The organism is Paenibacillus sp. OAS669 (genome assembly GCF_014873645.1).
GTDB classification, from domain to species: Bacteria; Bacillota; Bacilli; order Paenibacillales; family NBRC-103111; genus Paenibacillus_S; species Paenibacillus_S vulneris.
The window spans coordinates 15854-39412 of the sequence record NZ_JADBDR010000025.1 but is presented as its reverse complement, the minus strand read 5'-3'; the positions used below and the strand labels follow the sequence as shown (position 1 = coordinate 39412).

Genomic DNA, 23559 nt, shown 5'->3' with positions numbered 1-23559 from the left:
CTTAAGGGAGAAGTCGACAGGCCGCGACAAAAAGGCACTTCCTCTCAGTCAGAGAAGAAAGCGCCTGTCCATAGGTTAACTGACCGTCTTGGGGCGTTCAATCCGCTGCAGCCCGGGCCAGCGGAACGTTGCCCATTCCGGCTGGTATTTCTCCACGCGGGCGACAACGACGGTCATATCGTCATATATATTGCCGTGATGGTAGCGGACGACCCGCTCGAGCAAAATATCCGCAAACTCCTGCGGAACATCAGTATGGATTTCCGACAGCACCCGCTTCATCCAAAGCTCCTTATTGACAGCATGGCCCGGCGCATCGTAAATCCCATCGGTCATCATAATCAGAATATCCCCCGGCTGCAGCGGCAGGCTTACCAGATCGACATCAATGTCGTTCACGATCCCTACCGGCAAATTGTTTGCCGAAATGGGGAATACCTCCGAGCCGCGTTTAATAAAGCTTGGCGTCGAACCAATCTTCAAGAAGGTCGTATTCGCATTATATAAATCGATCAGTGCAACATCCACTGTCGCATACATTTCATCAGACGAGCGCAGCATCAGAACGGAATTGACGGATTTGATCGCAAGCTTCTCCTCCATGCCCGATTGCAGCAGCTGCTGCAATATGCTGAGTGCCGCGCTGCTCTCTGCCCGGGCCCGTTCACCATTCCCCATGCCGTCGCTTAAAGCGACGGCAAACTTCCCGTTGCCGAGCTCTACGGCGCTGAAGCTGTCTCCCGACAGCAAATCGCCGTTCTTGGCGGCGCCGGCAATACCGGTCTCGACTTCATATTCCTTAGCCGAGCCGAACACTACAGTGCTGTACCCCTCCTTGCGTTCAAGCGCCTGTTCATTCTTGACGGCAATATGCTCTCCTAATATTTCAGAAAGCAATGGCGCTATGATTTTGCGGCATTCATCAAATCCTTTCGTGTATTGATGGATAATTTCGATTTCCACGTTCCCTTCGTCCAGACTTATAATGTCGATGCTGTGGATGGATAGCCCCAGCTCCTCCAATGCGCTGCGAATCTGTTCCTCCTGCATGAACAGCTCCTGGCCCTCCCGTTTGATTTCCTTGGCCAAGTCCTCCATCACCTGCGAGACCCCAGATAGCTGCTCCGCCACCAGCTGGCGGCTCTCCATGATCTGTTTTTTCCAATGCTGATCGTTCTTGTACAGGCTGTACTGATGCTTCATCACCTCAAGCACTTGATCCGGCTTAATGCAGTGCTTTTTCCATTGAGGCAAAATATGCTTTCTTGCGAGCGGCCCCCTGACCTCCACCTCCGTCATCATATCGGTCATAAATTTATAGGTTTGATAAAATTTATCATCCCAGCATTGGCTTCGCTTCCAGCAGCCCTTGCAGGACTGCTCAGCGACCGAATTCATAAAATGCCCGACCTCCTCCTCCTTCTGAAGCGGCTGCACATCCGCCGTAATTTGCTTGAAGCTGCGCGACAGCTGGCGGAACACCTCGCTGAATTGCTCCACGCGGCTTGCTGTGACATCTCTCACCCGTTTGGCATAGTCATGCTGGGATTTTAAATTTTCCTGAGTGCCGGGCACATATTTGGCCAGCATTTGAATCACCGCTTTCGGCGTTAAGATGAATAAAATAACGGCAGCCAGCGATTCCCAGGTTGAATTCAACACTTCCGATTGGTTCCCGATATAAATTGTGAGAATAGATGAGCCCAGCAGCATGCCGAGCGATACCGCGAGTTTGTTTCCCTCCTTCAATAAGCCTGCCAGCATACCGGCAAAAGCGAGAAGACTCATCTGGTAGATGGCATTGGTATTGGCAAGACTAAGGATTAATCCGGTAATGACCCCGACGGATGCCCCTAACGGAGCCCCTCCTACCAGGGCGAACAGTAATATGAGATAGCGTGACAGTACATGCTCTACGGTAACCGGCCCCACCAACCAGCCCACAGTCCCTGTCATCACGGAAGCGAGAAGAATAATAAGACATATGACTTCCTCGTTCTTTAAGCTGTAATTTTTGCGGGTTAAGGTAAACACCGGAATCGCCTGCAAAAAGATATGCGTCAGTATGAGGCTGAGCAGCGACTCCACTCCAATCATCAAGAACGCATAACCGCTCAGCTGCGTATTGACCAAGCTGGCAAAGAGCTGGACGAAGAAGGTGGAGAAAAATACAATGACCGGTGCATAAGAAATATCGGATCGTTCAAACCTCTCGACCCCTTTTTGGATGAGAAGAAAGACGAGCATCTGTGCAGCAATATAGCCTGCGTGTGCAGGAGCAGCCGAGAAGATGCTGCCGGCCAGCAGGAAGGTCCCCGTCCAGAACAGCAGCTCCCTTCGCAAGAAATACATAACCGCAAAGAAGGCTACGGCGAACGGCGCCAGCTGATCCAGGATCATTGCCCTTCCCAATAAAAATGCCATAAACAAAAGAAGAATGGACCATTTTTTGGCAACGACGGATTGAACCAAGCGATTTTCCACGACGATGCTGGTAATACGGCTTTTCCCTGATTGCATCCAACGACTCCAAACGATTCCAACTTGACCGGCATTTAATTTTCTTTGCATATTTCCTGAACACCACCCATAGACTATTTAGTGGTTCTAGTATATGGGCAGTCTACTATAAAGTTTGTCAGAATGAGTTGGTAGAGCAAAAGTTTTTTCCGACAAAAAAAAGAAGCAGGGCCGAGTCGGCGCCAGCCCTTATATAGACAGCCGTGAAGGACTATGGCAGGGTATGGAATTTATCACGTACCCAAACAAGCGTTCGTCTTATAACTGGTCAAGCCTCCTCTATTGCCGTTACATGGTGTCGATTCACCGGGGGCCCGTTAACGATACGACAAAACTACTGAAACGTGATTCATCGGCCGACATGAACTGGGATATTATTCCACAACTTATCATTCCTCTGAGCACAAAACGGTCAAATGGGCAAGATTCGCCCGAAACGTCTCACCACTTGCCATGGAATGACACGAATTCTGCCAGAGCACGGAGCAAATAACGAAATTGCTGAAAAAAAATAGCTTCGCAAAGCAGGCATTGGCATCGAAGCTGGTTCAGGTATTTTGGATGAGCCACAAAATGCTACATGACAACGAAAAACACCCTTCCCGAAATCGGATTTCGGAAAGGGTGTCTTCTTGTATCTTCTATAGCGGCGAAGGGGATCGAACCCCCGACCTCACGGGTATGAACCGTACGCTCTAGCCAGCTGAGCTACACCGCCACAACAATCAGAATTATATACTACCGCCGCAGCGTTTGTCAAGATAGCTGGTGTTAGACCCCACAAAGTGGGGTTTTAGCTTCGATGCTGATTCAAGTACTTTGCGGGGAGCCCCGAATGAACCCCACAAAAGTGAGGATTTGGCTTCGATGCTGATTCAGATCTTTTTCCGTGAAGTCTTATAGAGTTAAAAAAACCGTACAAGCATTCACATGCCCGTACGGCTTACTTTGTATCATTAATCGCGTCGTGCTCCTCGGCCTCCACGTTTACCTTCTGTATTCTTCTTCAGGGACGAAATACGTTCTTCGCTATCTTTCAAAAAGCGTGACACTTTGTCTTCGAATGTTAACTTGCCAGCAGGAGGTTTACCCCCACGGCCACCACGGTCGCCTCCACGGCCACCAAAACCGCCGCCACCGCCTCGTGGTCCACGATCTCCACGATCGCCGCCGCCAAAATTGCCGCCGCCACTGGAACCGCCACTAGGTCTTTCAAAACGAGCGGGCCTCGCTGTTTCTACCGGTTTATCTACGGCTTGCTTAATCGATAACCCGATTTTGCCGTCTTTGTCCACATTAATCACTTTGACGGTAACCATGTCATTCAACTTCAGATGATCATTAACATCTTTAACATAGTTGTCTGCTATCTCCGAGATGTGCACAAGGCCGGTACCGCCCTCAGGCAGCTCTACAAACGCCCCAAAGTGAGTAATGCCCGTTACTTTTCCTTCCAGCTTGCTGCCCACTTCAATTGCCATAAAGTAAAATGTTCCTCCCTTAAATAATTGAGAAAACCTCTATCGAGGCCTTTCGAAGATGAGCGACCGCGCTTAGAGGTAGGCCTTATTGCCAATAAGATACAGCCCGTAAAAAGATAACGAGACCATTCTTACGATGGTAACAAAAACCCTGACAATGCAGATTATAACGTACTGGCCGCAATACGGTCAACAGAAGGATTATGACACTTGTTTACTTTTGTTCCTTCGGGACATAAAAGAGAGTTTCTCCCTGCTTCACGTAGTGCAGCTCTTTTCTAATTTTTTGTTCCAAATATTCAGGATCGTTCAATCTTGCTATCTCCCGCTTGCTGTCCTGGTTCACCTGCTCGGTTTCCTTCTTCTTCTGCTCCAGAGCAATCACTTTCTCGCTGCGGTCCTTTAGCTTATCGATCTGATTCCACAGAGTTACACCAGCCCAGCTCATAAAGCATGCAAAAATAATGAGGACTAACCGGCGTCTCCGAAAAGAGCCTTTGTTATTCGGTTTCGGTTTTGTCTCTTTGCTTACTGCCGGAACTGCTCGCGTCAACTGTGCAATCCTCCTTATCCGGTCAAAAAAAGCGACGAAAGAATGACGCAATGCTTCGACCTGCTTGGTTTACCCATGTAGGCATACGGAACCACTTGCCGAGCGGCCTCACGAGCCATAGCAGCAATTTCCACATAGGATAGAGTAATTGTAGCATAACTTTATACAGGAAAATAGCTATGGCCAGTAAAAATCCTAAAAACACGACAGTAGCCCTATATAGCCAAATCGACGGAATGATAATAAATACCCGGAACAGCCGTATTCCCAAACGGATCGTTGCCTGAACCAATCGGATCATCCACATAATGACACGAATCACCGTTCGGCTAAACAGCAGAAAGTAAATCCCCACCCCAACAAGCAAGCCGATAAAAATAAACATCCGCACTTGTCCCAAATTGCTCATGTAGAGCAGCTTGAAAATAAGGAGCGTCCCGATGCACCAAAAGAAGATGTCAAGGAGGTAATAGGCATACCGGGGCGCTCGAAGCTGGCCGGCCAGCACCCGATACAGATCGAAAAGTCCGCCTAGCGAAAGTCCCCCAAGAAGCATCATACCCATCGTGACGAATTGAACCTGAAGGGTCACTTAAACAGCTTACCGAAAAATCCCTTGGGCTTACCTTGGGAGTTTGTGTCCAAATAGGCCAGCTCGTTCACCAAACCTTCAATCGCAACCAATCCCTGCTCCAAACTCAAGTTTTTGATATGCAGGTTCTGCCCCTTAATCATAAGATAGCCAAACTCGGTTTCCAGCAAAAATTCCTCACTATCAAAGCTCTCTACATTCATGACGCCGGATACTTCAAGCAGCTTACGGTTGAGCATCTTGATTTCTTGGCGTTTTACTTTTCCCGGCTCGATTGCCATGATACGATCCCTCCTGGCAGCTTTGCTCGTGAATGAACAAAGGATTACATGTTTCGGCCAGGCTGCGGGCCAGTGTAACGACCTCCGGTCGCTGTTGAAAACGGGTTCCTTGATCATAAGATTTTTTCTGGTACAACCCGTTTTCAAAGGCGACACGTAAACTCTCCGGTTCGTTACACTGCCCTCCGCCTTATGAAACATGGAATCATCAAGCATTCACGAGCAAAGCTTGTTTACTTAAAAATATGGAGGGATGTCCCGAAATAGAACCAAAATAACCCCACAAAGTGAGGCCCGGAATTGGAAGCTGATTCACCGCCAAATAGACATCATCTAACTCTATTAGGGGGTCAAAAAAGAGACTGAAGGATTCAGTCTCTTTAGCGTTACCATAATTCGGTTTTACGAGCTTCCTCGCTAAGCAGCGTGTACATAGCAGCCGCATCTTCCTTACGGGTCGATTCGGATAGCTGTTCTACACGCACGGTTACGATTTTCTGGCCGAACTGAATTTTCAGCTCGTCGCCGACCTTAACCGCACTGCTTGGCTTGGCGTCCTTTCCATTGATCCAAACACGTCCTTGATCGGACACGTCCTTGGCGACCGTACGACGCTTGATCAGCCTGGACACCTTGAGAAATTTATCAAGGCGCATTATTTTACCGCTTCTTTAAGCTTGTTACCTGCTTTGAAAGCCGGAACTACGGATTCAGGAATGTTGATTTCTTTACCGGTTTGCGGGTTGCGGCCCGTACGTCCGGAACGCTTGCGAGTTTCGAAGGTGCCAAAGCCGATAAGTTGTACTTTGTCGCCGGTGGAAAGAGCTTCGGTTACTTCGCCCAGGAAGTTGTTCAGAACGGTTTCAACGTCCTTCTTGGTCATGCCGCTTTTCTCAGCGATGTTGTTAATCAAGTCTGTTTTGTTCATGGATACATTTCCTCCTCAAAATAACACTAATGCTATGTATTCTTTGTTCATCAGGAAATTCCTGCTAGCCGTTGTCGATTTATAAAACTTTTTTTGCTTCCTGCCACAAAGATTCCATCTCTTGTAAATCAGTTTGGTCAAAAGATTTACCCTTTAAACGCAGCTGCCGCTCGATATAGCCAAAACGGTCAAAAAATTTGCGATTGGCGTCAGACATGGCTTCTTCGGGCTCGATCTTCAGGAAACGGGCCAAATTTACAATCGAGAACAGCAGATCGCCGAGTTCTTCCTGCTGTTCTTTCTTCGACAAGGAGCTGATAGCTTCCTGCAATTCGACCAGCTCAGATTCGACAACTTTCAACACATCGCCCAGCTCCGGCCAGTCAAAGCCGACGGCCGCCGCCTTCTTCTGCAGCTTGTAGGCTTTCATGAGTCCCGGCAATTCGCGAGGAACGCCGGATAGAATAGGAAGCTCATCCGGATCTATGCCCTTACGGCGCTTCTCCTCCTGCTTGATCTGCTGCCAGTTGCTTAACGCCTCGTCTGCATCCTCGGCCTTCATTTCTCCGAATACATGAGGATGCCGTCGAATCAGCTTCTCATTGAGCCCCGCAATGACATCCCATACGGTAAACCCGCCTTCCTCCGCTTCGATCTGGGAATGAAGCATAATTTGCAGCATCAGGTCGCCAAGCTCTTCCGCCATATGGTCCGGATCGTCCTCATCGAACGTCTCGAGCACCTCGTACGCTTCTTCGATCAGGTTTTTGCGCAGCGACTGGTGCGTCTGCTCACGGTCCCATGGACACCCTTCGGGGCTTCTCAATATTTCGACAATCTCGTGCAGGCGGGCAAAGGTACGGTTGCGCAGCCGGTCCTCATCCGAACGCGGGATCCAGATCAGCGACAAGTTGCCGTAATCCTGCAAATGGTCCAGCTCGTAAAGAGGAATGCGGTGAATGGCCTCTTCTCCCGGTACGCCCAGGGCATGGCCGACGACAACCTCCCAATCATCCGGGTACAGCTCCATCAGGGTCAGCTTCACATCGGAGGCAGAGTACGTATCGTAGACCTGGCCGATTATCGTGTGGAGCTGCGGATTGAGGGCATGAACCGACAGCTCGGTTCCATTAAGCAGCTGAAAGCCTTCGATCGGATCGAAGCCGAGACGGATAAAAGCCTGATCCAGGAAGCTCTCTCCCCCAAGAAGCGTAAGCTCGATACCGGCTTCCGGACAGCGTGCCTTCAGCAGCTGGACGGTCATCTCCGCTACCATCGGATGCCCGGGAACGGCATACAGGAGCTCGCCGGCCTCCTTCACCTTGCGCAGCAGCTCGTCCGCAATGGCCTCATAGACTTGCTCGAACGTATCCCGGCTTTCATAGAGCTTGTCGAACGACTCGAATGCGATGTCGTTCTCCCTCAGCAGCTTCACCATCGGGTGCTGATCGGTGCGAAGGTAGATCCGATCGGCCTGCTTCAGCTTCTTCCAAACGCCGAGCGTCAATTGATCTTCGTCGCCCGACCCTAGTCCGACTACCGTAATGTGCGGTTTCATGTCGGCATTCGCCTCCTTCAATTGTTCATATCTGTTATCGGCGTGAGCCGGATATGCCTTGTGAATCATGCGCTGCCGGGACTCTTCCGCGGTCCGTGCAACGAGGACGGCCGGCTTATTTATCGCAGCAGCCTGCATTTGCGCAGAAGCTTGAGCGCCTTGCCGCCCAGCTTCGGAACCGATTCCAGCTCGGCGGCGGTAATGACGCCGAGGCGCAGAAGCGCGAGCGCGTAGACGAGCGCTCCGGCCGCGACGCCTGCGAGCGCGACCGCCGTAGCCATGCCCCGCGGGGGCAGGCTCAGGCGGAGCGCGCCCAGCAGCGCGGGCAGCCCGTGCGTCACGGCCAGCACGGCCGCAATCATCAAGCCGGTGCACAGCACCGGTTTGATGACCGCGCGGCCTAGGGCCGGCTTGACGCCGGCGGCGGAGAGCGCGTGCGCCAGCGCGAGCAAGCCTGCGAGCGCGTAGGCGGCCACAGCCGCGGCGGCAGCGCCATCGATGCCCCAGAGGGGCACGAGGGCGATGTTGCCCGCGGTCTTGACCGCCGCCGCGGCGAGCAGATACAGCGCCGGAGCGGCGACGGCGCCGAAGCCCTGCAGCACGCTGGACGCCACGATGTTCAGCGTGCTGAATAAGGCCGTGAAGGCGAGGATCAACATCGTCCACGAGCCTTCGGGGCTCTTAAACAGCATGACGTTGATCGGCTCCGCCAGGACGGCCAAGCCGAAGGACGAAGCCATCCCGATCAGCCACGTCAGCCGGATCGACATCCGCGTGCGGCTTTGCAGCGCCTCCTTGTCGCCCCGCCACCGGGCTTCGGCGATGGACGGGACGAGCGCCGCCGACATCGAGGAAGCAATCATGGCGACAAGCTGTACTAGCGGAAGCCCGTGATTGTACAGCCCGAAGCGGAGCAGCGCCTCCGACTCATCCACTCCGCCTAGCTTCAGTAGCCGCGGAACCGTAAAAGAATCGACCAGCGTCAATATCGGCATGGCGATGGTACCGAGGCAAATCGGAATCGCGTAGGCAAGCAGACGCCGAACCAATCTCCCATTGCTCTCCGGCGCATAGCCGTCGTCTGCGCCTGGCAGCGATTCCTGCCGCTCGCAAGAGGGATCGGCCTTCCTCCAAAACCACAGCATGACGATGAGCCCGGCTACCGCGCCGGCGACGGAACCGAAGGTGGCCCCCGCAGCAATCAGCTCCGGCCCATACTGCCAATGGACGAACAGGAGCAGCAGCAGGAACATCACAGCTACCCGTGCCGTCTGCTCAGCGACTTGGGAAACCGCCGTCGGCATCATATTTTGGTAGCCCTGATAATAGCCGCGCAAGGCCGACATCACCGGCACAAACAAAAGGGCAAACGAGACGCTGCGGATCGCCGGGCTCGTCTGTTCCGCTCCCATCAGGGCAGCAATCCAATCGGCTCCCCAGTACAATAATGCGAAGAACAGCATGCCCGTGACGGCCAGCACCGAAGACGCTACCTTGAGTACGCGGCGCGCCTCCCGATGCCGCCCGGCAACGGCCTGTTCGGACACAAATTTGGATACGACCAGCGGAAATCCGGCCGTAGCCAAAAACAATATTAATATATAGAGCGGATACACAGCGTTATAAATGCCGAATACGCCGTCGCCCGCTATATTTTGCAGCGGAATTTTCTGCATCGTCCCGATCAGCTTCGACACGATAGCGGCGATGCCCAGCACAGCTGCCCCCCGCAGTAAGGAAGGTCCGGCGGTTGCCTTCAGGCCGCCTGCGTTATTCGGTTCTTCTTTCATCCGGTTCGTTCATTCCCCATCCCGGCTCCTTATGTACAGCCCTGTTAATTTCATCATTATATAATATCGTCTGTTGTAACGAAAGGGCTGTCCATTCGCATTACGGGCTCCGTACCTCCGCTCTAACAGCGAAAAGCTTCCCAACTTTCGTCTCCCATAAAGGATCCGCTTGTCAGGAAGCTTATGAACTGCGCATGCGTGAATCACCTATTGCTCCATCTGTTTAGCCAAAAATCCGGCGGCGGTCTCCGCCATTTTCGTTTCCATTTGCCCCATCTTCACATTCTCGTCCTTGCTTACAAGGATAACGGAGCCGATAGGGTCTCCGCCGGCCACAATCGGGGCGATGACATAGGAGGAGTACGTTTCCGTTATATCCTTGCATATCTCGTATTGACCCGTTCCGCTCTCCATCGACGACTTGCGGTTTTCCATGCACGTTTCCACCAAGGGACCGATTTGCTTCTCCAAGTAGTCCTTCTTCGATCCTCCGGCCACTGCGATAATGGTGTCCCGGTCGGATATCATCGTAATATGATTCGTGCTCTCAAATAAAGACTCCGCATATTCCTTGGCGAAATCGCCCAATTCTCCGATAGGAGAATACTTTTTTAAGATAACTTCCCCGTCGCGATCCACGAAAATCTCCAACGGGTCTCCCTCGCGAATCCTTAGTGTGCGGCGAATTTCTTTAGGGATAACCACTCTTCCTAAATCGTCAATACGACGAACGATTCCAGTTGCTTTCATATTTCTAGATGCCTCGCTTTCCTTGAAGAGTTAGATTCGACTGGATAGCACGGTGTATACAAATGGAGGGAATTCAATTAGTAACCATAGTATTCTTCGATTCCCAGAAGCTTATACATCTGTTGCTAAGTAGTTAGCGCCCGTTCGCGAACCCCATATCCGTGACGCCGTTGTTTTCATTATGTCCATATTTGAGAAATAAAAACAGGGCACCCTTGCGGGTACCCTGGTAATATCTTACTTGGCCGGTGCTGCCGGAGTCGCAGATGGCTGCGGCGCCCCAGAAGGCTGTGGTGTCGGAGTCGGAGCAGGCGTTGGAGTCGGAAGCTTGTTCGTCTCTATCATAGCAGGCAGCTCTTTCTCCACAAAATCATAAATATGAGGCTCGGCAAGCTCAGAGCGCAAATCGCCCTTCACATCATCGAACGTCTTGGTTTTGCGCGATTCCACCTTCATCACGTGATAACCAAAGCTGCTTTCCACTGGATCACTGATTTGGTTCAGCGGAAGCTCGGCAGCTGCTTTTTTAAATTCAGGGACCCATTGGGAGATCGGAGCATCTTCGTATTTGCCTCCGTTATCCTTGGAGCCCGGATCATCTGAATATTCTTTGGCCAGCGCATCGAAATCGCCGCCGTTTTTCAGCTTGTCCTCAACTTCCTTCGCACGTTTCAATGCATCTTCCTTCGAACGGGTTTCCTTGCCCGTAGCCGGATCTGTAAGCCCGATTAGAATATGTCTTACCGTCGCCACATCATACACATTTTTATCCGCGGCAATCCGTTTGTCATATTCCGCCTTGACTTCATCATCCGTCACTTTGCTTTCCATAGCGGCAATGGCTTGGAAGCTGCGGTCAACAAACGATTCCAGATCCTTCTCCGTAATATTGTTATCCTTCAGCTGTTTCTCCATGCCGCCTTCCTGCATACCCAAGAAGGTTTTGATCTGGTCCAGCTGCTGCTTCGACTTCGTAGCCGCTTCAGCCTTGGCTTTATCATCCGCACGCGCGGACAATACCTTGAATGTAACCAGCTGCTTCATCATGTCCTGCTGGAACGCAGGCTCTTCTTTAAATTGCGCGTACTCTTTATAGAACAACAGGTTCGTGTCGATGAACGTATCAAATTCACCGCGTGTCACTTTACCGCCATCTTTATACGTTACGATAACCTCATTAGCGTCTTTGCTTGCAGTGCCTGCATTTCCTGCATTTTCTGTATCGGTCTTCTTACCGCAGCCTGCGGCCGCAATGATTGTCGTAACAGCCAGCAGAGCGATAAGCCCTTTCTTGGCCGTCTTCCATTTATTTTGCAACATCCTGTAGTTCTCCCTTCGATTTCAGCGCACGCTTATATTGTACCAGAAACCTTTCCAGCAAATCGATGGATTCTTCTGGCTTTAATCCCTTGCCTTTCAGTTGGAAATGAATTTGCGGACCGGAAACGGGCTTGATCCTGCCTTCAAACTCACTTGTTACCGCAAGCAGCTTTTGACCATCCAAATTGCCGGTTTGGTCGGCATGAATTTTGATGTCGTAATCCACTCCCTTTTGCGAAATCGTTTCGATCGCATACATCGAACCATATACCTTCAATCTCGCAACAGCCAGCAGATTGAGAACCGCCTGAGGCAGATCGCCGAATCGGTCTACAAGTTCGTCGTGCAGCTCTGCAGCTTCCTCCAACGTCTTAATGGCAGCCACTTTTTTATAGATTTCGATTTTTTGTACGCTGTCGTAAATGTAATCTCCGGGAATGTAAGCGTCGAGCTGAATATCGAGCTGGGTTGTCCAAGGCTTTTGAACCTCTGGCTCTTCCCCAGTAATCTCGTGCTTTCTCTTGGCAATTTCTTCGGCGAGCATTTGCGAGTACAAGTCAAAGCCGACCGAAGCAATGAATCCATGCTGCTCGGCGCCCAACAGGTTACCTGCACCGCGAATGGCCAAATCCCTCATCGCAATTTTAAACCCTGATCCAAGTTCTGTAAACTCTTTTATCGCCTGCAGCCTTTTCTCGGCTACTTCGGTCAGCAACTTATCCCTTTGATAGGTGAAATACGCATAAGCGATCCGATTCGAACGGCCGACGCGCCCACGGAGCTGATACAGCTGGGATAAGCCCATTTTATCAGCGTCATGAACGATCAGCGTATTCACGTTAGGGATGTCCACCCCGGTCTCGATAATGCTTGTGCTAACCAGAACGTCGTACTCCCCGTCCAAAAAGTCGAGGATCGTCTTCTCCAGCTCCTGCTCCGACATCTGACCGTGTGCTACCGTTACTCTCGCGTCGGGAACGAGCATGGAAATCTGTTCGGCCATTTGATTGATGCCTTGAACCCGATTGTATAAATAGTAGACTTGACCTTCCCGGGCAAGCTCCCGCTCCACGGCTTCCCTCACGAGTGCATTGCTGTGCTCGACGACATAAGTCTGCACAGGGAAGCGGTTTTCAGGCGGCGTTTCGATAACCGACAAATCCCGTACTCCCAGCATGGACATGTGCAGCGTGCGCGGGATCGGCGTCGCCGTGAGCGTCAGAACATCCACATTGGTTTTTAGTTTTTTCAGCTTCTCCTTATGGGATACGCCGAACCGCTGCTCCTCGTCAACGATGAGAAGACCCAAGTCCTTGAACTTCACATCCGCGGACAGCAGCCGGTGGGTTCCGATAACGACATCCACCGTACCGGCCTTCACGCCCTTCATCGTATCGGATTGCTCCTTCTTCGACCGGAAGCGGCTCAGCACCTGAATGTTGAACGGATATCCGGAGAATCTCTCACGGAACGTTTCATAATGCTGCTGGGCCAAAATCGTGGTCGGCACAAGAACAGCTACCTGCTTACCGTCAATCGCCGCTTTAAACGCGGCCCGGATTGCAACCTCGGTCTTGCCGTAACCCACATCGCCGCACAGCAGCCGGTCCATCGGACGGGGCTTCTCCATATCCGCCTTGATTTCGCTGATAGCCCGCAGCTGATCGCTCGTTTCCTCGTAAGGAAACATGCCTTCGAATTCCTGCTGGTACGTCGTGTCCGGGTTAAAGCCGTACCCTGTCGTCGCCTGGCGGTCCGCATACAGCTTAATCAGGTCATCGGCAATATCTTGAACAGAGGAACGCACCTTGCTTTTCACACGGTTCCAATCCGCTCCGCCCAGCTTGTAAACCTTAGGCTCCTTTTCCTCGGACCCTACATATTTCTGAATATGATCGATCTGATCGATAGGGACAGAAAGCTTATCTCCCCCGGCATATAAAATATGCAAATAATCCTTATGAATGCCGCCGACTTCCAGCGTGCCGATGCCTACGAACTTCCCGATCCCATGGTTGACGTGAACGACATAATCGCCTACCTTGAGCTCCTGATAGCTCTTGATCCGCTCGGCATTCGCCATTTTCTTCTCTACTTTTCTCGCCTTGCGCTGCTTCTGAGTGAACATTTCCCCTTCGGTAATGACCACCAGATGAATATTCGGCAGCTCGAAGCCGGTCTGCAGGTTGCCGTTCAAAATCGCGGGTTCTTCAATGTGGTAATCTGCCAGGACACGGCGCACGCGTTCTACCCGCTCTTCTCCGTTAGCCAGAATCAGCACCTTCGCGCCCGACTTTTTCCAGCGCTCCATTTCGGATTTGAGCACATTCATCTGCCCATGAAAATTTTGCATGACGCGGCACATGAAGTTTACGATGTTTTGCGGTTGGGTTTGCGGAACCTGCCTCAGGAACAAAGACATGTACAGCATCGGATAAGGCTTGCGCTGCAGCAACGTTTCATAAGGTTTGGACAGCGTTAGCGCCGGGATGCTTTTGCCGTCCTGCAGAGACATTGTCATCCACTCGGCTTCATCCCGCTCCAGCTGCTTGGCTGTCTCCAGAAGCCTTGCCGGCTCGTCGATCAAGAGCACCGAATCCTTCGGCATATAATCGAGCAGCGTTTGACGTTCCGGGAACAGCAGAGAAATGTATTTGAAAAGGCCAGGAAAATATTGCCCTTCCCGCATTTGTTCAATATCATGCCCTACGCCCTCAAGCAGGCGGTCCTTGGCGTTGCGGTCGGCCATTTTCTCCATCTGTGCCTGAAGCAGCTCATAGGCTTGCTGCGCCGCGCTTTGTAACCGTTTTCCTTCGGCGATAATTTCGCGGCAGGGGGTTATCACCAAGTCATTTATTTTATCCATAGAGCGCTGATCGGCTATGTCGAAGGTGCGGATCGAATCCACTTCCACATCGAACAGCTCAATTCGGTACGGATTCACGGCCGACAGCGGATAAAAGTCAATGATCCCGCCTCGAACGCTCATCTCGCCTTTGCTTTCCACACGCTCTACGCGTTCATACCCGAGATGCACCATCTCTGCTACAAACGCATCCAAATCCAAAGTCTGGCCCACCTGAACGGGAATCCTGGCTTCGGCAAACATCTCCTTATGCGGAAGAATCCGCCTCATACCTGCATACGGCACAACGACGGCGCCTCGGAAACCTTCGGATAGCCGGGTCAGCGCATCGATCCGCTGAGCCAGCATTTCAGGACTGGCAACTGCCATTTCTGCGGCCAGCAGCTCTTGAGCCGGGAACAGCAGCACCTTATCGCTCGGCAGGCATTCCACCAAATCCTCGAATATTTTCTGTGCCGAAAACATGTTGTGCGTTACGATAAACAACGGCTGCTGAAGCTCCTGGTATAACGCAGCCAGCATAACCTGTCTGGAAGATCCGGACAACCCGGATATTAATTGCTCTCTCATCCCCGATTGAATGCCCGAAACAATACTCTGCAAATCCGGGTCCGCAGAGAACGCCTGGATTAAAGCTTGCAAAAAACGTACCCCCTCTCACCCATCAACAAAACCTCTTTCATCTATCGCCCTCTAGAAGTCAGCCGCGGCTGCTTCGCCAACGGCCGAGTGGCTCTCCTGTTTCCCGCCAACGGGTACAAGGAGCGACACCATATCAGGGTGACGCCCCTTTTTATTATTCACTATCCATGTTCACATACCTAATAAAGCTCCAATAGGGATGGATGTCACGCAAGGCTTCCATCTAAATCATATGGCGGGGAGGCCCGCTTAAGAAGCCCGTAACTCAAGTACTCGAAAAAGAACCCAGACTTCAACTAGCCCAGGCACGTATACTCGAATGCCGCAGCCGCCCTTGTCATTGAAGCGGACTTGCCACAAGCGACAGCTCCGGATTGTTGTCCAGCGCTTCCTTGCAATAATCGCAAACCACGTTGACGGTCATATCTCCGTTCGGGTTATACGATATTATACTCTGACGCTCTTCGGGGGTCAAGAAATGGAAGCCCAGCAGCTCTTCACTTACCTGACGCTGCTCCAGTTCTCCTATCATTGTCCGGCAGTGCCGGCAGACGTATCGGATAGCCATGACGCAATCCCTCCTTTTTGATTACATTATGACCCAAAAAGGGGGATTTTAGCCGACACTCACCCGATCAATAAATTAGACCTCGCTCTGGCATAGATTAGCCGTTGAACTTTGCCATGGTTTTCTCGAACGGATTGTCCAGCGCATATTCCATGGCCTCGCACGTCGTATCCAGCACCTGCGGCATGGTCTTGAATTCCTCCTTGGAAAATGCCGACAGCACATAGTCTGCAATGTTGTACCCCGGGGCCGGGCGGCTGATCCCCATCCGGATCCGGTTAAACGATTGAGTGCCGAGATGCTGAATGGTGGATTTGATGCCGTTATGGCCTCCAGCGCTTCCTTGGTAGCGAAGCCGGATTTGTCCATAGCTCGTGTCCAGGTCATCGTAAATAACGACCAAATCGTCTATAGATGCCTTATAGAAATCAAGGAATGCTCTTATCGATTCCCCCGATAAATTCATATACGTCATCGGTTTCAGCAAATACACCTTCGTTCCGTTGACATGACCTTCTCCCAGCAGCCCTTTGCATTTATTTTGGGTTATTGTAATCCCATGCTTGTCTGCAAAACGGTCCAATGCCATAAAACCGATATTATGCCGGGTCGTTTCATACTGCTTGCCCGGGTTGCCCAATCCGACAAACCATTTCATTTTCATTGCTCCCCTTCCCACTCCAGCTGATGTAACCAAGTGATGTTGTAGAAGCTGTCTGCTTAGCAGGAAGACGCCAAACGTGACAAAGGAGCGCATCGAACACGCGTTCGACACGCTCCGCAAACAAGGGAGAACTCCCCACCAAACTAACGTTACACCGTTTCCTGCGCATGGTTCTGAGCCGCCTCGGCCTTGGCCTCCGCCTTTTGCTCTGCTTCTTCCTCCGTATCGGCAGGAAGATCCTCCTTCTGAGGAGCCAGCACGGTAACCAATACATCGTTGGCGATGGACTTGATCTCAATCGACGGGTCCACCTTCAGATCCGATATCAGCATGCTGCCGCCGATCTCCAGCCCGCTAATATCGACTTCAATCGAAGCAGGGATATGAGTTGGCAAGCAGCGAATTTCAATCTCATGATGCTGAATTTGCAGAATACCGCCCATGTTTACGCCGACAGGCTCTCCGGTAAAGTCGAGCCGCACGGTTGTCGTAACCGGTTCGTCCATGTTAATTTGGTGAAAATCAACGTGAAGCACATTTTTCAAAATGGCATCTCGCTGAACCTCGTTGATCATCACGGGCTGCTTGCCCGAATCCGGCAGCTCCATCTGAATGATGGCGTGAGGATTGGAGCGCAGCAGTGCCAGCAGCTCTTTTTCATCTACAGCGATAGGCGTATTGGTCACCTTGCTTCCGTACACAACCGCCGGAATTTTTCCTTTTGCCCGCAGACCTTTACGTTCTGATTTGGTATTGGTACCGCGGACTTCCGCTTTCAATGTAGCTTCCATTGGGTGAATCCTCCTTCATTTGGGTCCAGGAAATAGCCTGCCTATTCTTACTTTACCCAAATAAGGAAAAAACCAATCACTTGTCGTTCTTCAATTGCTGTTTCTTCGCGCGAAATTTATTGCGCAGCTTCTCGGCATAGCCGGATTTATTCACCTGACGTTCTCTGGCAATCGCCAAATCATTCGCTTCGACATTATGCGTAATGGTCGATCCGGCCACGACATAGGCACCCTTTCCAATTTTGACCGGGGCGATCAAATTGACGTTGCTGCCGATAAACGCATCTTCCTCTACTTCGGTAAGCTGTTTATTGAAGCCGTCGTAGTTGACCGTAATCGCTCCGCAGCCAAAGTTGACGTTCTTGCCGACGACCGCATCGCCGATATAGCTCAAGTGGGATACTTTCACATCATCGTCCAGCTTCGCGTTTTTGATTTCCACGAAATCTCCGATCTTCACGTTGGAGCCCAGCTTGGAGCCCGGACGCAAATAAGCGAACGGACCGATGGCCGTGCCGTCGCCGACCTCAGCTTCGGAAAGAACCGAATGCTTCACTTGGATCTGATTGCCGAGCTTGCAATCCGTAATATCCGCTTGAGGGCCGATGACGCAATCCTCACCGATCACGGTGTTCCCTTTCAGCACGCTTCCGGGCAAAATGACCGTATCCGAACCGATTTGCACATCAGCTTCAATATACGTATTCGCCGGATCGATAAGCGTAACCCCATTGAGCATATGACCGCGGTTGATCCTTGCCTTCATCAGCTGTTCCGCCTCCGACAGCGCCACCCGGTCATTTACGCCGAGCGTCTCCATTGCATCCGGCGTACAGTAAGCCTCTACGATATCTCCTTCATTCACCAGAATCCCGATGACGTCCGTCAAGTAATACTCCTGCTGCGCATTATCATTCTTCACCTTGGAAAGAGCATCAAACAGCTTTCGGTTAGTGAAGCAGTACATTCCGGAGTTAATCTCCTTAATTTCCCGTTCCTCCGCATTGCAGTCCTTCTGCTCCACGATTCGGGAAACACGCCCCTGAGCGTCGCGGATAATGCGCCCCAGTCCGAACGGATTGTCAAAGATAGCCGTCATCACCGTTGCGGCAGCGCCCTTCTCTTGGTGGACACGGATCATTTCCTGTACGGACTCTGTGGTTACAAGCGGCGTATCGCCATATAGCACGACGGTTAACCCGTCCTCGTTTCCTAGCAATTCCTTAGCCTGCAGCACGGCATGTCCCGTACCCAGCTGCTTCTCCTGCAGCGCATATTCGGCGCGGTCTCCAAGGTATGCCTTAACGGATTCAGCTCCATGGCCTACCACGACAACCGTTCTTTGTGTTTGCAGCTGCTCCAGCACGGTAACAACATGGCCTACCATCGGCTTCCCGCATACCGGGTGAAGCACTTTGTACAGCTTCGATTTCATACGTTTGCCTTGTCCTGCCGCCAGGACAATCCCCATCACGTTCAATCCAGTCCACTCCTTTGTTATCCCTATTATGTCTATGAAACTTCTACTTCCATGCTAACCAACTATACTTATGAAAACAAGTCAAAGAGAGGCTCCTTCAAGAGGAGACTGCGATTTCTCACTAAAAAAACCTTCGAAAGGACGTTCCCGCTTGGGACCATCCCGGCCAAACATATTCATGAACGTGGCCCCTCAACTCAATATATCTGAATTCATGCAAAAAGAAAAGAGAGCCTCTCTCGGCCCTCTCTCAGCTGAATTATGCCCCTTCAACGATTACTTCTTCCTCCGTTGCTGCTCGATCGTATTCAGCCAAAACAGCGGCTTGAATTTTCTCACGAGTTGTGGAAGAGATCGGATGTGCAATATCCCTGAACTCCCCGTCTGGTGTGCGCTTACTTGGCATTGCGACGAACATGCCGTTGTTACCGTCAATCACACGAATGTCGTGAACCACAAATTCGTTGTCGATGGTAATGGAAGCAATGGCTTTCATTCTTCCCTCGGAATTAACCCGACGGAGTCTAACGTCTGTAATCTGCATTAGTGTTCACCACCTTTTTCCATCTAGGAGACTTGGGATATAAAATTCCACATTTTAGGGCAAAATCCTTCTTTTTTTTAATCAAAAATGTATAATTTTATAAATATTTGATTAATTTATTAAATTTCGACACTGGTCGTCGCTATCAGTTCAATTTCGACAAGGACATCCTTTGGCAAACGGGCTACTTCGACCGTAGAGCGGGCCGGTTTATGGTCACCGAAGTACGATGCGTAGATCTCGTTGACCTTGGCAAACTGGTTCATGTCCTTGATGAACACCGTTGCTTTAATCACCTGGCTGAAGGAGGAGCCGCCTGCGGATAACACCGCCTGCAAATTCCGGAATACCTGGTGCGTTTGCTCTTCAATATCCTGGCTCACCACTTGCCCGTCCGTATTCAACGGAATCTGTCCGGAAGTAAACAGCAGGCTGCCGAATTGAATGGCTTGCGAATAAGGTCCGATGGCCGCTGGGGCCTCTGTCGTTGCAATGGTTTTTAATGTCATTGTATTCACTCTCCGTCACTGAAATAGTTTCCCGGTTCTACGGTGATTTGTCTTGTCTTCGGATCAACGGCAGACAGCTTGGCGAGAGAAATGTAATCCTCCACCAAATGCTCCTCCACTTCTCCGGATTCCACGAAAACGCCTACACCTTTGACCGTAGCATTAAATTCCTTCAACAGGTCCATCATCCCGTGCACTGTTCCGCCCACTCTCATGAAGTCATCGATGATGAGCACCTTGGATTCTTCCTTCAAGGCTCTGCGGGAAAGCGACATCGTCTGAATCCGCTTGTTCGAGCCCGAAACATAATTGATGCTGACGGCGGAGCCCTCCGTCACCTTGTTATCGCGGCGCACGATGACAACAGGCAAATTCAAGAACGATGCCGTAGCATAAGCCAGCGGAATCCCCTTGGTTTCTACCGTCATGACGACATCGATTTCATTCCCGGCAAAGGCCGTCGCAAACATTTTCCCTACTTCGTTCAATATCATCGGCTGTCCCATAATATCGGACATATACATATAACCGCCCGGCAATATTCGCTCCGGCTGCTCCAGCTGACGGCAGATGCCTTGAATAAACTGCAACGAGGCCGCCTTGGTCACCTTCGGAATAAACTTGACGCCACCGGCTGCTCCGGCCAGCGTCATCAGCTCGCCAAGCCCTTCTTCCTCAAACACCTCTTTAATGATTGCCAAGTCTTCGCTTATCGAAGATTTAGCCGAATTATATCTGTCCGCGAATGTCGTTAAAGGAATCAGGGTATGGGGGCGGAAAAGCAAGTATTGGGTCATCTCGACCAACCTTGCGCTTCTTTTTAACTTTTTCATCTGAATGCCCCCTTTGAGATAGCCCTCTGCCAGCCCCCCTATGAAGAGACCCCGGCCAGAGGTAACATACGTTCTTCTTCGTGCTTATGTACGATGAACCGCCAGCACTGTAAGATCTTTCATGAAAATACACAAAAATCCGAATAATATATAGTGAATATATCATTTTTATCCGTATTTATTCAAGAGATCGATGCAAATTATTCTTACATATAACTAACACAAACCGATCATGTTAAAATACGGACGGCATAAACATCCTTGCAAAAGCCGCGAAGGCCGTTATAAATCCTTGGGACTTTGGCTTCTTTGGATACTAATCCGAATACAGTCGGCCCGCTGCCCGACATCAGGACTCCGTCCGCCCCAAGCCGCATCATGCAATCCTTCAGCTGGCGAACCTCCGGGTATAAATCCAGTGTCACTTCCTCCAGCACATTGCCGAGGCTTTCGCATAACAGATCGAACCTTTTATTCCGAATCGCTTGGACAATCCGTTCCGTGGAAGGATGCGATTGAATTGCATTGGCTTTCAATTTGCCATAAATCTCCGAAGTGGATACATTGATAGGGGGCTTGGCCAAAACAACCCAGCACTGGGGAGGAGACTCGATCGGTTCCAGCTTCTCGCCGCGTCCTCGCGCAATCGCTGTACCCCCTGTAACGCAGAAGGGCACATCGGAGCCCAGCTCCGCTCCCAAGCGCTGAAGCTCCTCCGAAGGAATGTTAAGCTTCCATAACCGGTTGAGTCCCCGCAGCGTAGCCGCCGCGTCGCTGCTACCGCCCGCAAGGCCTGCAGCTACCGGTATTTTTTTATCCAAATGTATGTAAACACCCTGCTTCACATCATAACGGTCCTTGATGAGCTTGGCTGCCTGAAAGGCCAAGTTCTTTTCATCCAGAGGGATATACCCCGCTTGACTGGAGATGATAATCGTATCACGTGGAAGCTCCTGCATTTCAATCCGGTCTGCAAGGTCCACCATCGTCATCACCATCTCTACCTCGTGGTAACCGTCTTCCCGCTTCCGCAGGACGTCCAACGACAAATTGATTTTGGCCGGCGCTTTTTCAAATACTTTCATAGGACACCTTCTTTGCAGCTCTAGTCTATTCCCTAATACTATAACAAAAAAGAAACAAAAAAAAGCTAAAGCAGCGCTTCGCGTGCTCCAGCTTCCGTTAGAACCGTTATTTAACCTCTCGGCGGCTGCTTCGAAATCGATTGCTCGGCAATCTGAATCGCTCTCTTTACCATGTTGCCCGCATCTTTGGTACGTATACCTCCCCAGCCCTCACGTTGTATCGTGTCGTGAAATCCCAGGTCTTTGGCGAGCTCGTATTTGAATTGTTCCGACATGACTCCATTTCTTCTGCGTGCCATACGCGAACACTCCTTTTCAGGTAAGATAACCGTAGTATGCCCGGCCGCCGCTTATTCATGCAGTCCGGATAGACGAAGGCTCACTTACCAAAAACGGCACACTCTGTTTGTTAGAGCATGCCGTTCAAGTAACCCCTTTATTGCTGTATAGTGATACGTACTTGTCCATCATCGTTACAAACCATGACCTCAACTGACTCAGTCAGTATATCTGCGTAGCTATAGGAAACGCGCTTAAAAGCGTTCTGTTCCTGATCAAGCTTCACAATAAAAACGGAAGGGTAGGTTTCCTCCAATACACCGGAGCGTTCGATCGTTTTACGGCGACCGCCGTTTGCTCTTAACATGATTTTCTGTCCGACATGAGGTTCCAAACTGCGTTTGATCTCCAATAGCGCGTTTTTTGCCATTGACCACTACCACCTCTTTCCTTGTTAATTATAACCCAATAGAGGTAGTATGTCAAATTAGAACAAATATTATATCAGCCATGTCGAGCGGTTGTCAACGGGGATTTTCCTTATTCCAGCGACTTTTTGGAGGAATCCCCCTCATTACCGTTCACAAAATTGTCATATAAAAACAAAAAAGCGCCTTATGGCGCTTCTTTAGGAGTCATTTTTTGCATAGTGGGAACGCCTCTACGGTAGCTGCCCCGAGACTCCACACCGCCAAGCCCTTCCAGTCCGCTGTGAGTCAGTCCTATGACATCCACTATATTGACCGTGTCCCTTATTGGCGTATAGGCTACCTTAACCGCCACACAGAGCGGATCTAATGCATGAATCAGCACCCGGGCCGGTGAGCTGGCATAATTAGCTCCGGCCTGCATGATCGCCTCAAAATGGGATTGGCAAGCGCCTGCGATGACCGTTAAGGTATCCTTATTTTTCTCATACTGCCTTGCTATTTTGACTGCATTCACAAAATGGTAGGAGTTCTTATAGTTGTTCAGATGCGTCACGTCGCCGTTTCTGCGATGCTTCAGAATGCCGTCATGGCCGGTCACAACCACAATATCCGGCTTTACCTGGGGCAGTAAACGGTACATGGCATCCGCCATCTGAGGCTCCGGTACATAGTATCCCTCTGCGGGGACTCTTAATTCACCGTACAGGTTCATACATTTGCGCAAATACATCGGATCGCCGTCCAAATGCAGCACCTTCCCCGGCATTTCAAAATATACCGGAGCCGGATTACCGGCAGCTCCTACCGCCCCGTATGCCTGGGGGCCTTCCGTTTGATTCTCTCTTGCCCGACGCATGGATTCCATCCATGACGGCCGGGTGGTATTGATCGTGTACTGGTACGGATCCAGCGGCGCCTTGATCAGGTCAAAAAGCGGCGCATCGGCCAGCAGCCTGTAATCCACACCACGCAGAATAGCCTGATTCTGCATAATATCCTGAATTTTAAATATGATATCACCGCCATAGGATCTACGAATAACGAGGTCTCCCTGTTTCATGGCCAAATCGCCTCCTCGTGTATCCTATGGCGTC

At 50.9% G+C, this 23559-nt stretch carries 23 protein-coding genes and 1 tRNA gene; all 24 read right to left on the bottom strand.

The window, feature by feature from the left end; all coding sequences use genetic code 11:
- Positions 1-75: 75 nt before the first annotated feature.
- Positions 76-2520, bottom strand: coding sequence for a stage II sporulation protein E (gene spoIIE / locus GGC63_RS32525; protein WP_225948656.1), 2445 nt, complete (start codon positions 2518-2520; stop codon positions 76-78).
- A gap of 644 nt (positions 2521-3164) precedes the next feature.
- A tRNA-Met gene (locus GGC63_RS32520) sits at positions 3165-3238 on the bottom strand.
- A 238-nt stretch (positions 3239-3476) separates the two neighbouring features.
- The gene (locus GGC63_RS32515) at positions 3477-4001 is read right to left on the bottom strand and encodes a S1 domain-containing RNA-binding protein (protein WP_079914928.1); all 525 of its coding nucleotides are present in this window, start codon (positions 3999-4001) and stop codon (positions 3477-3479) included.
- Between the two features lie 214 nt (positions 4002-4215).
- Positions 4216-4554 (bottom strand): FtsB family cell division protein, encoded by a 339-nt coding sequence (locus GGC63_RS32510; RefSeq protein ID WP_079914927.1) that lies wholly within the window; start codon positions 4552-4554, stop codon positions 4216-4218.
- Positions 4555-4576: 22 nt separating this feature from the next.
- Complete coding sequence (gene yabQ, locus GGC63_RS32505; RefSeq protein ID WP_079914926.1) at positions 4577-5146, bottom strand: spore cortex biosynthesis protein YabQ; 570 nt, start codon at positions 5144-5146, stop codon at positions 4577-4579.
- Entirely contained in the window at positions 5143-5427 is a 285-nt protein-coding gene (gene yabP / locus GGC63_RS32500) for a sporulation protein YabP (RefSeq protein WP_079914925.1), read from the bottom strand. Before yabP ends, yabQ begins: the two co-directional genes overlap by 4 nt.
- 386 nt (positions 5428-5813) lie before the next feature.
- Complete coding sequence (locus GGC63_RS32495) at positions 5814-6083, bottom strand: RNA-binding S4 domain-containing protein (RefSeq protein ID WP_079914924.1); 270 nt, start codon at positions 6081-6083, stop codon at positions 5814-5816.
- Positions 6083-6355, bottom strand: coding sequence for an HU family DNA-binding protein (locus GGC63_RS32490; RefSeq protein WP_028551916.1), 273 nt, complete (start codon positions 6353-6355; stop codon positions 6083-6085). The genes GGC63_RS32495 and GGC63_RS32490 overlap by 1 nt, the downstream gene beginning before the upstream one ends.
- A gap of 79 nt (positions 6356-6434) precedes the next feature.
- Complete coding sequence (mazG, locus tag GGC63_RS32485; protein WP_192705802.1) at positions 6435-7913, bottom strand: nucleoside triphosphate pyrophosphohydrolase; 1479 nt, start codon at positions 7911-7913, stop codon at positions 6435-6437.
- Between the two features lie 119 nt (positions 7914-8032).
- Positions 8033-9703 (bottom strand): oligosaccharide flippase family protein, encoded by a 1671-nt coding sequence (locus GGC63_RS32480; protein WP_192705801.1) that lies wholly within the window; start codon positions 9701-9703, stop codon positions 8033-8035.
- A gap of 207 nt (positions 9704-9910) precedes the next feature.
- Positions 9911-10453, bottom strand: a complete 543-nt coding sequence (gene spoVT / locus GGC63_RS32475) for a stage V sporulation protein T (protein ID WP_079914922.1) — start codon at positions 10451-10453, stop codon at positions 9911-9913.
- A gap of 237 nt (positions 10454-10690) precedes the next feature.
- Entirely contained in the window at positions 10691-11773 is a 1083-nt protein-coding gene (locus GGC63_RS32470; protein WP_192705800.1) for a peptidylprolyl isomerase, read from the bottom strand.
- Positions 11760-15281 (bottom strand): transcription-repair coupling factor, encoded by a 3522-nt coding sequence (gene mfd / locus GGC63_RS32465; RefSeq protein ID WP_192705799.1) that lies wholly within the window; start codon positions 15279-15281, stop codon positions 11760-11762. The genes GGC63_RS32470 and mfd overlap by 14 nt, the downstream gene beginning before the upstream one ends.
- A gap of 337 nt (positions 15282-15618) precedes the next feature.
- The gene (locus GGC63_RS32460; RefSeq protein ID WP_079914919.1) at positions 15619-15849 is read right to left on the bottom strand and encodes an anti-sigma-F factor Fin family protein; all 231 of its coding nucleotides are present in this window, start codon (positions 15847-15849) and stop codon (positions 15619-15621) included.
- A 97-nt stretch (positions 15850-15946) separates the two neighbouring features.
- Positions 15947-16507: an aminoacyl-tRNA hydrolase gene (gene pth / locus GGC63_RS32455; protein WP_192705817.1), complete on the bottom strand. Its 561-nt coding sequence runs from the start codon at positions 16505-16507 to the stop codon at positions 15947-15949.
- 155 nt (positions 16508-16662) lie between these two features.
- The gene (locus GGC63_RS32450; RefSeq protein ID WP_192705798.1) at positions 16663-17304 is read right to left on the bottom strand and encodes a 50S ribosomal protein L25; all 642 of its coding nucleotides are present in this window, start codon (positions 17302-17304) and stop codon (positions 16663-16665) included.
- A 76-nt stretch (positions 17305-17380) separates the two neighbouring features.
- Positions 17381-18784: a bifunctional UDP-N-acetylglucosamine diphosphorylase/glucosamine-1-phosphate N-acetyltransferase GlmU gene (glmU, locus tag GGC63_RS32445; protein WP_318781158.1), complete on the bottom strand. Its 1404-nt coding sequence runs from the start codon at positions 18782-18784 to the stop codon at positions 17381-17383.
- A gap of 259 nt (positions 18785-19043) precedes the next feature.
- Entirely contained in the window at positions 19044-19328 is a 285-nt protein-coding gene (spoVG, locus tag GGC63_RS32440; protein WP_028551906.1) for a septation regulator SpoVG, read from the bottom strand.
- A 119-nt stretch (positions 19329-19447) separates the two neighbouring features.
- The gene (locus GGC63_RS32435) at positions 19448-19837 is read right to left on the bottom strand and encodes a RidA family protein (protein WP_079914916.1); all 390 of its coding nucleotides are present in this window, start codon (positions 19835-19837) and stop codon (positions 19448-19450) included.
- Between the two features lie 5 nt (positions 19838-19842).
- On the bottom strand, positions 19843-20670 hold the full coding sequence (gene purR, locus GGC63_RS32430) for a pur operon repressor (protein WP_079914915.1): 828 nt from the start codon (positions 20668-20670) through the stop codon (positions 19843-19845).
- Positions 20671-20900: 230 nt separating this feature from the next.
- Positions 20901-21755 carry a 4-(cytidine 5'-diphospho)-2-C-methyl-D-erythritol kinase gene (gene ispE / locus GGC63_RS32425; protein ID WP_192705797.1) on the bottom strand — a complete coding sequence of 285 codons (855 nt, stop codon included), beginning with the start codon at positions 21753-21755 and terminating at the stop codon, positions 20901-20903.
- A 110-nt stretch (positions 21756-21865) separates the two neighbouring features.
- Positions 21866-22054 carry a small, acid-soluble spore protein, alpha/beta type gene (locus GGC63_RS32420; RefSeq protein WP_192705796.1) on the bottom strand — a complete coding sequence of 63 codons (189 nt, stop codon included), beginning with the start codon at positions 22052-22054 and terminating at the stop codon, positions 21866-21868.
- A gap of 137 nt (positions 22055-22191) precedes the next feature.
- Positions 22192-22464, bottom strand: a complete 273-nt coding sequence (veg, locus tag GGC63_RS32415; RefSeq protein ID WP_028551901.1) for a biofilm formation stimulator Veg — start codon at positions 22462-22464, stop codon at positions 22192-22194.
- Positions 22465-22649: 185 nt separating this feature from the next.
- Positions 22650-23525: a sporulation peptidase YabG gene (yabG, locus tag GGC63_RS32410; RefSeq protein WP_192705795.1), complete on the bottom strand. Its 876-nt coding sequence runs from the start codon at positions 23523-23525 to the stop codon at positions 22650-22652.
- Between the last annotated feature and the right edge of the window lie 34 nt (positions 23526-23559).